A 12458-nucleotide genomic window follows, 5' to 3' on the forward strand; every position below is an offset into this window, starting at 1 on the left:
TGCCCCAGGGACGATGTTCGCGACGCCAGTCAAATGGCTGCCACCTTCTTTGTCGAGGAAGCTTTGGCATCGCTTCCTGTTTTAGAACTTCCGAATAAGAATTTTGTGACAGTTTTGTATCCGCCGCCCCGGTTTCTCAAGGAGTGGAAAGGCTAGAAACAGGCAGTTAGCGTTATTTGATCAGCCGTCACCATAAGGTTCGAACACGTTGGCCGCGATTAATGCGCTCGTCAGTGCCACCATTAAAGTTGGAACCCTGCTACCAATCGTCCATATGGCTTTCTCTGTTGGTGGCCTTGAATGCCACTGCCCCCCATTTGGCTCTGCCGCTTGACGCTGCAACTGATGAATGTAGCAGTCGGAACTGCTCGGGCGCAGCCCTCGACGGACACCAGTTCCTGTCGTGACGGCCAATCGACCGCGTATTTCCTCGCTGGAGGATAAACGACAGCGGAAACAAATGTCTGCGCCGACGTTTGCTGGTTTTGAATCGAGTTCGTTTGATGTGGTGGCGTTCTACGGCAAACACCGTGCATCAACGCTGTCCTAGTGATCCGGCCGCACGCTTTACACCGAAGTCGACTACCGCCCCTCGAGGTAATCCATAAAAAGACCGAACCCCTCGGCTAGCACGTCGCACCGTAGCTGCCCTGCTGTGCATCAGGTACGGTCAGGCGTGGAACTCTTTCTCAGCGCCGCGGCCGCTCGCTGCGGCGCGTCGAGAACGAGTGAAAGGCGCGCGGGACGCGCAGGCGGTGTCTCCGATTCGAACATGGTCATGGCGCGTGTGAGGAACTGGGGCACGTCTATTCATCATCGCGTCGAGAGGTTCGAAGGCTTGCCGCACGCTATTCAGCGCACCAAACCAAAAGAAGCCGCCAAGAGCCTCGGTCAGCACGTCCGCGATGCCGTATCCGGAGACAACTGCCGCGACCGGGCCTCCCACCGCGTCTGCCACGTTACGTGCGAAAGCGGCCGCTCAGAGGGCCGAGCTTCCGACGCCAGCAATGGCAAGTGGCGCCACCGACGGAGCGCCTTTAAGGAAATCCTCGGCGGTAAGGAATACCTTCAGGCGATCAGCGCCGCTCGGCGGCACCAGGATTACCGCACCCTCGCGCGCGAGCCAAAAAGCCAGGTCCGGCGTTTCTTCCTCCGTCACCGCATCGACGTCGTAGAATACTGCATCTAGAATGGCGTTGCGCCGCTGGATCGTGTCGAGACTGGCAGCGCGGGCCGGGTTGTCTGCGAACTTCGCGGGAAACGCCGCGGCGCGTTCGATCTGGACATTGGTGATAACGGAAAGAGCATTCATGCCCCGCCCCCGTGTTTTTTCAACTTGCAGTGCAGCATACCCTTTCTGGTAAATTATAGAAGGCGGTTTCAGCCATGCGCAGAAGCTGAATGCGAGGCGTTTGATAGGCGGCGAAATGAACGCGGACAGCGAGCGGATCGCTAGTCTCAGACGCGACGACAGAAGGCTGGTGCGCGTTGGAGATGCAATTCCAGCCAAGTCTACAGAACTGACTTGGGAAAGGTCACGACTCCCCAGGTTCGTCCGCTCCTTCGAAAACGCTGCAAGTTAATTCGGAGAAACCGCCAGCGTAATGTTTTTGTATTGTTGCGGCATCGCTTGACCAGCCAGTCGGCCCTCAAGCGGTGTTTCGCGCACTCGGCGCACTTGGCGGATCTTTTGATGAGGCTAGGTTTCCGAGAGCGAAACAGGCGGCGTGAGCCAGCAGAAAGGCGCGGTCGAGAACGCCAACAAACGCATCCGCCGCTTCATGCACGGCGATACCGATCTGTCCACCAACAGCCAGCAGCAGCTCGTTGGCCTCGCCCATCACCTCAACCCGCTCCCGCGCAAGTGCCTGGGTTACCGCACGCCCGCCGAAGTGTTGATGGCGTATTTGCGCGATTGCGGGTAATTCCCTACCCTCCACTCGTCATTGGATTAGATTCTCCACGGCAAGTTAAAGTGTCCTGTTCCTGCAAAGTAAGAATGTCACTCTCCCCGCGTTTTGAGGACGTGGGAGATTGCGGATGGGACTGATTGCGATGAGCGAGCGCGATCTGCAGCGGATTGAGGTTTTGTCGGCGGTCGTCGACGGTCGGACGACGATCGTGTCTGCAGCCCAAGTGCTGGCGCTGAGCACGCGTCAGGTTCGCCGGTTGCTGGATGTCTTCGGGCAGCATGGCGCGGCGGCGATCCGGCACAAGGCGCGCGGCCGGCCGTCGAACAATCGGATTTGCGACGGCGTGCGCGATTATGCGGTGGCGATTGTGCGCGAGCGTTATGCGGATTTCGGTCCGACGCTGGCGGCCGAGAAGCTGGCCGAAGCGCATGGGCTGACGGTTTCGCGCGAGACCTTGCGCAAATGGATGGCTGAGGCCGGCCTGTGGCTGTCACGCCAGCAGCGGCGCACGTTCCATCAGCCGCGGCTGCGCCGAGAAGCCTACGGCGAGCTGGTGCAGATCGACGGTTCCGAGCATCGCTGGTTTGAGGATCGTGGGCCGCCCTGTTCGCTTCTGGTGTTCATCGACGATGCGACGGGCAAGCTGCTGCAGTTGCGCTTCGTGCGGTCGGAAAGCGCCTTCAGCTATTTTGAGGCGCTGGAGCTTTATCTGAAGGAGCACGGCGCTCCTGTCGCCTTCTATTCCGACAAGCATTCGGTGTTCCGGGTGGCGAAGAAGGATACCAAGGGCGGCCAGGGAATGACGCAGTTCGGGCGCGCGCTCTCAGAGCTAAACATCGAGATTCTTTGCGCGAATTCCAGTCAGGCGAAGGGCCGGGTCGAGCGGATGAACCGAACGCTGCAGGACCGCTGGTGAAGGAACTGCGGCTCGCCGAGATCTCCGGCATGGACGCAGGCAACGCCTTCCTGCCCGGCTTTATCGCGCGTCACAATGCGCGCTTTGCCCGCACCCCTGCCCGGTCGGACGATCTGCATCGGCCGCTGAACCTCATGCCGGACCGGCTAAAGGATATTCTCTGCAAGCGCGAGCAGCGTTATGTCGGCGCCCAGTTGACGTTCTCCTACGAGCGCAAGCGGATCATGCTCGAGGAGAACGAGGTGACACGCGGACTGGTCGGGCGCTATGTCGAGACCTACGCTTTCGCCGACGGCCGGCTCGACGTGCGCTGGAAGGGACATTCCCTGCCTTATAAGACGTTCGACAAGGATCAGCGGGTGACGCATGCGGCGATCACCGAGAACAAGCGACTTTCCGATGTGCTGGCCTACATCAAGGAGCGGCAGGAGCAGTTGCCGTCGCCGAAGGTCAGGACCAACAGCGACAAGAACGGCTACACGCCACGAAGACGTAAGCCGGGCAAACGGACGGATTTTATGAACGATCCGGCGGTCATCGCCCGGCGGCAGCAAGCGCTCTCTCGCCTTGATGCCGCAGAATAATCAGCGGTCTGGCTGTCAAAGCTAAAGCCGATCAGTGGATAATCCACCCGCCCCGATCTCACCTTGCAACCCGGACCAGCCGGCCGGATCGGGGCTGATCGCCGTGCCGAGTGGCAGCCTGAAGTGACATTTTTACTTTGCGCCGGAGCGGACATTTCAACATGGCCGCCACAAGTAATGCTATGACATACCGCATAGAGAAATGAGATCGGCGGGATCATGCCGGCTCCCAGGGGTTGATGATGTCTAGTCCAGCGGCCTCGAACGGACTGGTATCGCGCGTAGCAACCATAAAGCCATGCGCAACCGCCGTTGCGGCGATATAGCCATCCGCCTTGCCGATGGCCTTGCCTGACGTTTTCGCTTGCGCCATCAGGTCCGCATAACTTCGCGACGCGTCCAAGTCGAAGGGAAGAACGCGCCCTGCAAGGGCTGGCAAGACCTCTCCTTCCAAGCGATTCTGAAAGATCGTGCGTCGCTTGCCTGCCGGCATGGCCGCCAAGCCGAAACGCAGTTCGGCCACCGTAATCGCGGACAAATACAGTGTTTCAATCATCTGCGCATCGATCCAGGCCAACACAGTGCGGTCCGGCTCGGCCTTCCACAATTCGGATATGACGTTGGTGTCGAGCACGATCATTCGAAGCTCATCGGTTCAGCAGGAGTCTTGTCACGGAGCTGGTTGAAATGCTCCGCTTCGGCATCCGTTAGCCCTCCAGCTTCATGGGCAATAGACGCCAATAAAGAGCCGAGTTTGACCCGCTCCGGGGGCCGGACAGTCGTTTCGAGGATGTCGCGGATCTCGGCTTCGGTGCTGCGGCCATGCATGGCTGCTCGTACGCGTAGCGCTCGGTGCACCTCGTCGGGCAGGTTCCTAACGGTCACATTTGCCATGATCACTTCCCTTCAATGACGATATCAAAGATAGCATTATACATCCAGTGCTATCATACCGCAATATCTCATGGAAGATTTCGCCAATACTTTAGCTGCTCTAATCGATTATAGTTGTGACGAGCAGTTTTCCGGGGGTTTACTTGCCTCTCAAGTACCGCATAAAAAAAGCCTAGCACCGATTCGGTAGCTTATCCCCTGTCTTTCACGTACTCGCGGTTCGTGGCGCCGAGTGGACGATCAAAGACCGCCAGCCCGCTCACCAGTGGGTCGGCAGTAGTGCCTTGGGGCCGGTTGGCAAGCCACTGGAGTATGACAATGTCGAAGGATTCGGGTAAGGGCGATAATCACGGAGGCGGCCCCGGGAAGATCGAAATCATCGTCGTGGTGAACGGCCAGCCTACGCAGGTCGAAGCCAATCCCAACCAGCCGCTTCACGTCGTTCGCACCAAAGCCCTTGAGAACACGCAAAACGTGGCCCAACCTGCCGACAACTGGGAGATCAAGGACGAGGCCGGCAACTTGCTCGACGTCGACAAGAAAATCGGCGATTTCGGCTTCGCGAACACTGTAACCCTGTTCCTCAGCCTGAAGGCGGGTGTCGCAGGTGCCTGAACTCCAAACTGTGGACCCGGAGGTCTCGCGAGCAAAATTTGATCGGGAGATCAGCCGGTTCCGGCCATATGCAGATGCCTATCGGGCTCAAGGCTGCTTCCTGATCGATGCGAGCTTCCCGAGCGCATTCTTCATATTTGTAAGCCCTAAAGTAAAGCCGCGCGTTATCGGCGCAGCCATCGAGATCGACTTCACCAACTACGACTTAAGACCACCGTCTGTGGTCTTTGTCGATCCATTTACGCGCCAGCCGATTGCCCGGAAGGATCTCCCCCTGAATATGTTGAGACGTCTGCCCGGAACGCCGCCGGAAATGATTGGAGCTCTCATCCAGCAGAACGCCGTGACGGATTTCATCCAGGCCAACAGTCTCGAGGACCAACCATTCCTGTGCATGGCGGGAATCCGGGAATACCACGATAATCCAGCGCACTCAGGTGACCCATGGCTACTTCATCGGGGTTCTGGCGAAGGCTGTTTGGCCTTCATCCTGGACAAGATCATCAAGTACGGGACCGGCCCGGTGGAGCAGCTGCAGATTCACTTTCAATTCGCGGTGGGAGGGCTGCTGGTGCCACCTCAGGCCATTCCAGAATGACCGCGTTAGAGGATGTCAGGACAGTCGCCCTCCCCCGAGATTGTGTGTCCACTGCACAGGCGCATCTGCGCTCGGTTGGACAGCAGGGCTATGAAGGAATGGCGCTCTGGGTCGGCGTTCAGCAAGACCAGCACTTTGCGGTAACAGAAACGGTTATCCCGGCGCAGAGACACATCCGAACGAGCGACGGCGTCTGCGTGATAGTTCCTGCCGAAGAACTGCACCGCCTAAACGTCTGGCTCTACAAACGTGGCCTGATGCTTCTGGCGCAGATCCACAGTCATCCGGGCCGCGCCTATCACTCGACGACCGATGACGCCTACGCGATCGCTACCACGGTTGGGTGTCTCTCGCTGGTAGTGCCGAATTTCGCCCGCGAGCCTTTCGACCTTGCTCGTGTCGCCGCCTATCGACTTGACGCGAGGGCGAACTGGAATGAGATCCCGTCCGCGGCACTGACGCGAATGATCACGATAACGAGTTGACGATGGCCCTTGCTAATTTCATCGACCGCGCCGCGACGGCGGCATCTCAGGTCCTGGCCGATTTTCATCTGGGCGACTTCAAAGCGGCTCTTGAAAAGCAGGTCGTGACCGTCGCCTTCGACGATCAGGCCGCTTCCTGCGCCGAAGGCCAGGCGACGCTAGATCTTGCGGTGAGGTTGCTTGCCAGACTGTATCCGGTTCTGGCAATACTCCCCTTGGACAGTGCGGCGACCTCTCAAGCCCAGGCGCTGGAGCGATTGGCAAAGTCGATCAATCCAAAAATCGGCATTCGGCGTTCCGGCAAGTCCGCCATGGTCTGCCTAGTTGCAGGCGCGACGCGCCCATCACTCCGGTGCCCAACCTTTTTCATCGGATCGGACGGTTGGGCGGCAAAGCTGTCGCGTACGGACCCGGTGGGCTCTGGCTCGAGTTTGCTGCCCTTTGGAGCTGGCGCCGCCAGTTGCTTCGGCGCCGCCAACGTCTTTCGAACCATCTTCGCCGCCCAGTTAACCGGCGCCGAGTTGGACCAGGACATTGACCTCTCGTTATACAGCTACAACAAGACCAAAGCTGGCGATGCCCGCCCGGTTGACCTTCCTGTCGACCTTGGCGAAACGCACCTCGTTGGGCTCGGCGCGATAGGCCATGGCGCGCTTTGGGCCCTGGCGAGACAATCCGGCCTCTCGGGTCGCCTGCATGTCGTCGACCACGAAGCGGTCGAACTCTCAAACCTGCAGCGCTACGTATTGGCCGGCCAAGCGGAGATCGGCATGTCCAAGGCGGTTCTTGCAACCACCGCCCTTCGATCGACCGCTTTAGAGGTCGAGGCGCACCCGCTGAAGTGGGCAGAACATGTTGCGCGCCGGGGCGACTGGATTTTCGATCGAGTGGGTGTGGCGCTTGACACAGCCGCCGACCGTCTCGCTGTCCAAGGTGCTCTGCCGCGATGGATCGCGAATGCCTGGACGCAGGAACACGATCTCGGCATCTCGCGGCATGGTTTCGATGACGGCCAGGCATGCCTTTGTTGCATGTACATGCCGTCCGGAAAATCCAAGGACGAGCACCAGCTGATTGCCGAGGAACTCGGGATACCGGAAGCACACGAGCAGGTGAAAGCGCTATTGCAGACCAACGCCGGCGTCCCCAACGACTTTGTGGTTCGAGTGGCTACGGCGATGGGCGTGCCTTTTGAGCCGCTCGCCCCGTTTGTTGGCCAACCTCTCCGTTCCTTCTACCAGCAGGCTATCTGCGGCGGTCTGGTATTCCAGCTTAGCGATGGAAGTCGTCTCGTTCGAACCGTGGTTCCGATGGCGTTTCAGTCAGCGCTTGCCGGGATCATGCTTGCCGCGGAGCTGGTCAAACATAGTGCGGGTTTTCCCATGAGCCCAACGACAAGCACTCGCGTGAATCTTCTGCGTCCCCTTGGATCTCACTTACATGACCCGAAAGCCAAAGACTCGAGCGGCCGCTGCATCTGTAGCGACGAAGATTTCATCTCGGCCTATAGGCGCAAATACGGCAACAGCGTTGAACCGCTGAGCAACATATCCGCTGCCTAAGCAGAAGCGGACGTCGCCGTTGCCGCGGACGGGGCGGCAGGGTGTGCGCGTGACAATGTCGGCGCCACTATGACACGCTCGGCCTTTTTCTCTGTCTCCGATCGTTCCACGCGAATTCGGTCCAGCAGGAGTCTTGTCACGGAGCTGGTTGAAATACTCCGCTTCGGCATCGGTCAAGCCCCATGCTTCAAGGGCAGCAGGCGCCAATAAAGAACCGTTTGACCCGCTCCGGGGGATGGGCAATCGCTTTAGAGGATGCTGCGGATCTCGGCTTCGGTGCTGCGGCCATGCATTGCTGCTCGCACGCGAAGCGCTCGACGCCAACTGTGCTAAGAACCGTCTTCCGCCACTTCCTGCTTTTGGACGGGTTCGGCAAGTGGGTAGCTTCCGTTAGTTCGACATTTTGTTCGGCCAGAGCCTTGCGCAAGGCTTTGGCCATGGATTTCGAGCGCGCGAAAACACTAATGGTTCTTTCCCTTTCTGGGGCGTAATGAAGGTCAGTGCTCGCGTTTCTGACGAGCCGCCCACAGGGTCAAGCCATGAATTTGTGCACTCACCATTCCAGAAGGAGCGAGCGGCGGGCTTGACGGGCCGACTCGGATGGTAGCCAATTTGCCGTTGATGTCAACGAGGCACAGTCTCCGCTGTCGCGCCCAAAAAGAAGCGAAACTGTGATAGAAGTGTTCGTCAGGCCGGAGCAAAGGCTAACGAAGGGCAGCGCAACAATGCTGAAAACCGATACCGCCAATAATGAGAGTCTCGTGGAGCTGCGACTTGGGGAGCTATGCCTGCACGAACACCAGCTTGGATCCGGACGCTTCGGACTATCGGCAGCCCACGTACTACTTTACGCCAACGGCGAAGAATAACACGGACAAGCCCGTCGCCACGACGGCGAATGGATCGCCTATATCAAGAACTACAATGTCTTGCCGTGCAGCAGGGACGGAGTTCAGCATGTCCCGCTGAGCTGGGACGGATCGGAGGGTAATTACTACGTCCTTTCGACGCTGAGTCGGTCTCCAGACGCTCGCCACCTCGCGACTTACCGCATCCGCCCAGGCTACAAGCGGGAGGTGATGCCAATAACGGGCCGATCAAGCGCTTTATCCGAATAGCCCATCGCCTTGCTGAAAGCCTTTCGCAGGAACATGGAGAAGCCGGCATCACCGTCAGTCCCTGCTTTATGCCGCTGGGCTCCTCGGCCATCATGTGAACCCTTCAGGCCTCGTTTCTTGTCGTGGCTCAGCGTCACGATTTGGCATCGTTGCCGCATGGCTTCTCCGCACTACCAGACGGTATTCTCGCCAAGCTGTAAACAGGCCAGCTCCGACTACGATGGCCGCCCCGGCCGCCATGTTCCACGTCACAGTTTCACCAAAAAAGACGTACGCGACAATCACGCTCAAGACGAGTTGGAGATACGTGAGGGGCTGAACCTCACCTGCGTTGAGAAGCCCGTAAGCCCTGATGAGAGAAAAGTGGCTGAGAGCACCGCAAACGCTCAGTGCCGTCATTGCAGGCCAGTCCCCGATATGTATAGGCGTCCAATAGAACGGCCCCACAGATGTTACCGCCAGGGCTCCTCCGACACCGGCATATAAGACACTTGTCACGGCGGAGTCGTACTGGCTGACCGCACGCGTGGCGATCCCATACAGCGCGTACAAAAGACTAGCAGCCAGGGGAAGCAGCAGCTGGATACCGAAATGAGCGCTCACCGGGTTTAGAAGCACCAGAACCCCAGCCAACCCGGCAGCCACAGCGACGCCGCGACACCAACCGACCTTTTCCCCGAGTAACGGCACCGACAGAATGGTGACTATCAGTGGAGCCGCTTGGTATATTGCTTGGCTCATCGCTAGCCCAGCAATCGTGTAAGCGTAGACGATGACAACGATGTTGCTTGCTAGAAGAACACCGCGGAGCAACTGCAGAATTGGTCGCGGCGTGAATAAAGCGCCTCGCAGGCCTACCGGAGAGTATGCAGCAAGCACCGTTGCAAACGCCGCAAACGCCCAAAAGCGAATCATTGTCACTATAATTGCCGGGTACTTCTCAGCGAGTAGCCTGGAAAAGCCGTCCTGCCCGGCAAATAGTATCACCGCCAAAAGGACATAAAGATAGCCTGGCGATTTGTCTTGCATGGTTGAACTTACTCCTTGGCAACGGCGTCAGAATTGGCACTGCTTCGTCGTCGGGTTGCCCCGGTGGTCATGCGGAGCCTACCGCGTGCCAGAGTTCGTCAGCGTACTCACGACAAGGCTCGACTAGCGGGTCATGTCACCCCTTACTCGGTCTCGTCCGCCTCAAGCCCGCGAACTCGAAGGATGGAGGACCACGGGTTCGGACGGCACCCCGGTCTCGGCAGTTCGCCTTACGAGGGCGGCGGTCAATCGTCGCCCCACGCAAATAGTCGTCGTAGTGACTACTCACGAGCCGAAGCGAACGATCCGGTTCGATCACGTAGGTTTCATAAACCCGTCGACCGAACAGACGGATGAACTGATGAGGCACGATGCTGCCGACCGGTGCTTTTGCAAGCTTCGTGCGGCGCTGTCGGCCATAGGTGACGCTGCCCGGTATAGGTTTAAGGTAGGGGCCCTAGCCGGTGGGAAGTGTCAACGTGCAAGCGAGGAGCAAAAGCGCTGCTATTAGCACAGAAAGTGTATCTTTCATGCTGATCACCCGAACCTGTCACTTCGAAGGGGCACGGCCACCGTCGATCTCCTCTCTGTTCTGGGTCGCGCTACTGCGCGACCCAGAAGCATCGACAACAGGGACTGGCACTACCGGCTTCCGCTGCGTTTAACGGAAGATTTCAAAGCTCATGCCACTTTCGCTGTGGACAGCAACAATTCACTTCGCGCGCGTTTTCAGCTACTTAGGCATGAACATAGAAGAAGCCGTTGAAGTAAGGCTGTGTCATCAAGTCGGCAAAGGCGACATGATTGTCGGATGCCGTCGACGATGCCGGCCGTGGACGCACCCAGCTACCCCAACGGGCCGGTCACGGTGGCACCACATCTAATGGACCGCGAGCTGCTAATCAGTGCAATGGAGAAGGCCGGTGGGTCCAGGCAAAGGCAGCTCACACCGCGGCAAGTCGGCTATGCTTTGCGCCGGCATCGTATGCAGGTGAAGAAGATCTAAAGTCGGTGAGCCCACTTATCGTGGGCGTGGCCAACCCTTCCCTCAGGAACGCCGATCTATTGTCTAACTTGGCGCCTCTCTTGTCGCGACTTCGACAAAACTGCGTCGGCGCTATTGGCCGGAAATCGAACACGAAACGCCAACCTCTTGAATTTGCCATCTCATTTGGTTGGCACAGCGCTTGCAAGTTCGACAACGACCTTACCCACCGTGGAGCTGTTCGATGAGTGCACCGATAATTTCGCTTGAAAGCCTGACCAACACGACATCCTCTGGGCAGTTGCTGACAACCGCGAAATCCGGTGGCTGCGCGTCCTCGTCCTGCGGCTCGTCCTCAAGGCCAACTGACATGGATTCGGCTACCTGGGAGAAGATCAAGGATCACCCATGCTTTTCAGAAGAAGCGCATCATTATTTCGCCCGTATGCACGTCGCAGTCGCACCAGCCTGCAATATCCAATGCAATTACTGCAATCGCAAATATGATTGCGCCAACGAAAGTCGTCCTGGCGTCGTCTCCGAAAAGCTGACACCGGACCAGGCGCTCCGCAAGGTGATTGCGGTCGCCAACGAAGTCCCGCAGCTTTCGGTTCTCGGCATCGCGGGTCCGGGCGATGCTTGTTACGACTGGAAGAAGACGAGGGCGACTTTCGAACGCATTGCTAGGGAGATTCCTGACATCAAGCTGTGCATTTCCACCAACGGACTTGCGCTGCCGGAGCACGTGGACGAGTTGGCGGAATTGAACATCAGCCACGTGACGATCACCATCAACATGGTCGACCCCGCAGTCGGCGAGAAGATCTACCCGTGGATCTTTTATGGTCATCGCCGCTACACCGGCATGGAGGCTGCCAAAATCCTGCATGAGCGGCAGATGTTGGGACTTGAGATGCTGAGCAAACGCGGCATTCTTACGAAGATCAATTCGGTGATGATCCCCGGCATCAATGACCAGCACCTGATCGAAGTCAACAAATGGGTCAAGGAGCGTGGCGCGTTTCTGCACAACGTCATGCCGCTGATTTCAGACCCGGCACACGGCACCTGTTTCGGCCAGACAGGACAGCGCGGCCCAACTGCGCTCGAGCTAAAGGCGCTTCAGGATCGTCTCGAAGGCGGTGCCAAGCTGATGCGTCACTGCCGACAGTGCCGCGCCGATGCAGTCGGCCTGCTCGGCACTGATCGTGGCCAGGAGTTCACGCTCGACCAGATTCCACTCGAACCTGGCTACAACAGTGGCAAGCGTCATGCCTACCGGGAGGTGGTCTCACGCATACGCGATGACCATTTGGCAGCCAAGAACCAGGCGATCACGACGCTTGCATCAGTGAGCGTGCGCGGGTCGCTTCACGTGGCTGTAGCGACTAAGGGGGGCGGACGCATTAACGAACACTTCGGCCATGCGAAGGAGTTCCAGGTTTATGAAGCCTCGCAGACAGGGATTAAATTTGTGGGGCATCGAAAGGTCGAGCCGTATTGCCGTGGGGGCTGGGGCGAGGAAGCCACCCTCGGTGGCATTATTGCAGCACTCGAGGGCATAAATATCGTGCTGTGCGCCAAGATCGGAGATTGCCCCCAGAAGCAGCTCATGGAAGCTGGGATCAGGGCAACGGAGGCCTTTGGCTATGATTACATCGAAACCGCGATCAGCGCTCTTTACGCCGCTGAGTATGGCCTCGATCTATCGAAGGCAACGGCTTGAGCTCGCCTATTCAGACCAAACCAGGAGTTGATT

General features: G+C 58.4%; 10 protein-coding genes and 5 pseudogenes. 7 read left to right on the plus strand and 8 right to left on the minus strand.

The features are described from left to right. Nucleotides 1-979: 979 nt before the first annotated feature. Nucleotides 980-1312, minus strand: coding sequence for a hypothetical protein (locus tag PYH37_RS29980; protein WP_280736331.1), 333 nt, complete (start codon nucleotides 1310-1312; stop codon nucleotides 980-982). Nucleotides 1313-1736: 424 nt separating this feature from the next. Here PYH37_RS29980 and PYH37_RS29985 point away from each other — a divergent pair. Together PYH37_RS29985 and PYH37_RS29990 are read left to right on the plus strand one after the other, a co-directional pair. Then, nucleotides 1737-1925 (plus strand): annotated as a pseudogene (locus PYH37_RS29985) (IS30 family transposase); the annotation flags it as partial. A gap of 115 nt (nucleotides 1926-2040) precedes the next feature. Beyond that, nucleotides 2041-3413, plus strand: a pseudogene (locus PYH37_RS29990) (ISNCY family transposase). Nucleotides 3414-3630: 217 nt separating this feature from the next. Here the strand turns inward: PYH37_RS29990 and PYH37_RS29995 are convergent. Together PYH37_RS29995 and PYH37_RS30000 are read right to left on the minus strand one after the other, a co-directional pair. Continuing rightward, nucleotides 3631-4053, minus strand: a complete 423-nt coding sequence (locus PYH37_RS29995; protein ID WP_280736330.1) for a type II toxin-antitoxin system VapC family toxin — start codon at nucleotides 4051-4053, stop codon at nucleotides 3631-3633. Continuing rightward, complete coding sequence (locus PYH37_RS30000) at nucleotides 4050-4307, minus strand: FitA-like ribbon-helix-helix domain-containing protein (RefSeq protein WP_010875326.1); 258 nt, start codon at nucleotides 4305-4307, stop codon at nucleotides 4050-4052. Before PYH37_RS30000 ends, PYH37_RS29995 begins: the two co-directional genes overlap by 4 nt. A gap of 318 nt (nucleotides 4308-4625) precedes the next feature. On the opposite strand from PYH37_RS30000, the gene PYH37_RS30005 reads away from it, so the two are divergent. The 4 genes from PYH37_RS30005 to PYH37_RS30020 are packed head-to-tail and all read left to right on the plus strand — an operon-like array spanning nucleotide 4626 to nucleotide 7567. After that, nucleotides 4626-4922, plus strand: coding sequence for a DUF2604 domain-containing protein (locus PYH37_RS30005; RefSeq protein WP_280736329.1), 297 nt, complete (start codon nucleotides 4626-4628; stop codon nucleotides 4920-4922). Then, nucleotides 4915-5520, plus strand: coding sequence for a putative metal-binding protein (locus PYH37_RS30010; RefSeq protein WP_280736328.1), 606 nt, complete (start codon nucleotides 4915-4917; stop codon nucleotides 5518-5520). The genes PYH37_RS30005 and PYH37_RS30010 overlap by 8 nt, the downstream gene beginning before the upstream one ends. Before the next feature lie 44 nt (nucleotides 5521-5564). After that, the gene (locus tag PYH37_RS30015; RefSeq protein WP_280736327.1) at nucleotides 5565-6005 is read left to right on the plus strand and encodes a Mov34/MPN/PAD-1 family protein; all 441 of its coding nucleotides are present in this window, start codon (nucleotides 5565-5567) and stop codon (nucleotides 6003-6005) included. A gap of 2 nt (nucleotides 6006-6007) precedes the next feature. After that, the gene (locus tag PYH37_RS30020; RefSeq protein WP_280736325.1) at nucleotides 6008-7567 is read left to right on the plus strand and encodes an E2 ligase fold family C protein; all 1560 of its coding nucleotides are present in this window, start codon (nucleotides 6008-6010) and stop codon (nucleotides 7565-7567) included. 117 nt (nucleotides 7568-7684) lie between these two features. Here PYH37_RS30020 and PYH37_RS32575 read toward each other — a convergent pair. The 5 genes and pseudogenes from PYH37_RS32575 to PYH37_RS30045 form a co-directional block, all read right to left on the minus strand. Next, nucleotides 7685-7860: pseudogene (locus PYH37_RS32575) on the minus strand (FitA-like ribbon-helix-helix domain-containing protein); the annotation flags it as partial. A 779-nt stretch (nucleotides 7861-8639) separates the two neighbouring features. Continuing rightward, nucleotides 8640-8843 (minus strand): annotated as a pseudogene (locus tag PYH37_RS32580) (hypothetical protein); the annotation flags it as partial. After that, nucleotides 8776-9714, minus strand: a complete 939-nt coding sequence (locus PYH37_RS30030; RefSeq protein WP_280736324.1) for a DMT family transporter — start codon at nucleotides 9712-9714, stop codon at nucleotides 8776-8778. The pseudogene PYH37_RS32580 and the gene PYH37_RS30030, both read right to left, overlap by 68 nt. A gap of 268 nt (nucleotides 9715-9982) precedes the next feature. Next, nucleotides 9983-10246 (minus strand): annotated as a pseudogene (locus PYH37_RS30035) (hypothetical protein); the annotation flags it as partial. A 675-nt stretch (nucleotides 10247-10921) separates the two neighbouring features. Further along, nucleotides 10922-11071: a hypothetical protein gene (locus tag PYH37_RS30045; RefSeq protein WP_280736712.1), complete on the minus strand. Its 150-nt coding sequence runs from the start codon at nucleotides 11069-11071 to the stop codon at nucleotides 10922-10924. On the opposite strand from PYH37_RS30045, the gene nifB reads away from it, so the two are divergent. Continuing rightward, nucleotides 11001-12425 (plus strand): nitrogenase cofactor biosynthesis protein NifB, encoded by a 1425-nt coding sequence (gene nifB, locus PYH37_RS30050; RefSeq protein ID WP_280736713.1) that lies wholly within the window; start codon nucleotides 11001-11003, stop codon nucleotides 12423-12425. The two genes, PYH37_RS30045 and nifB, sit on opposite strands and share 71 nt — an antisense overlap. The last annotated feature ends 33 nt before the right edge of the window (nucleotides 12426-12458 follow it).

The organism is Sinorhizobium numidicum (assembly GCF_029892045.1).
Classification (GTDB): domain Bacteria; phylum Pseudomonadota; class Alphaproteobacteria; order Rhizobiales; family Rhizobiaceae; genus Sinorhizobium; species Sinorhizobium numidicum.

What these genes read in the sequence shown, in the direction of transcription:
- PYH37_RS30000 (WP_010875326.1), bottom strand. Translation starts at nt 4,307, where the DNA reads ATGGCAAATGTGACCGTTAGGAACCTGCCCGACGAGGTGCACCGAGCG.
- PYH37_RS30045 (WP_280736712.1), bottom strand. Translation starts at nt 11,071, where the DNA reads ATGTCAGTTGGCCTTGAGGACGAGCCGCAGGACGAGGACGCGCAGCCA.
- PYH37_RS30030 (WP_280736324.1), bottom strand. Translation starts at nt 9,714, where the DNA reads ATGCAAGACAAATCGCCAGGCTATCTTTATGTCCTTTTGGCGGTGATA.
- PYH37_RS30005 (WP_280736329.1), top strand. Translation starts at nt 4,626, where the DNA reads ATGTCGAAGGATTCGGGTAAGGGCGATAATCACGGAGGCGGCCCCGGG.
- PYH37_RS30020 (WP_280736325.1), top strand. Translation starts at nt 6,008, where the DNA reads ATGGCCCTTGCTAATTTCATCGACCGCGCCGCGACGGCGGCATCTCAG.
- PYH37_RS29995 (WP_280736330.1), bottom strand. Translation starts at nt 4,053, where the DNA reads ATGATCGTGCTCGACACCAACGTCATATCCGAATTGTGGAAGGCCGAG.
- PYH37_RS29980 (WP_280736331.1), bottom strand. Translation starts at nt 1,312, where the DNA reads ATGAATGCTCTTTCCGTTATCACCAATGTCCAGATCGAACGCGCCGCG.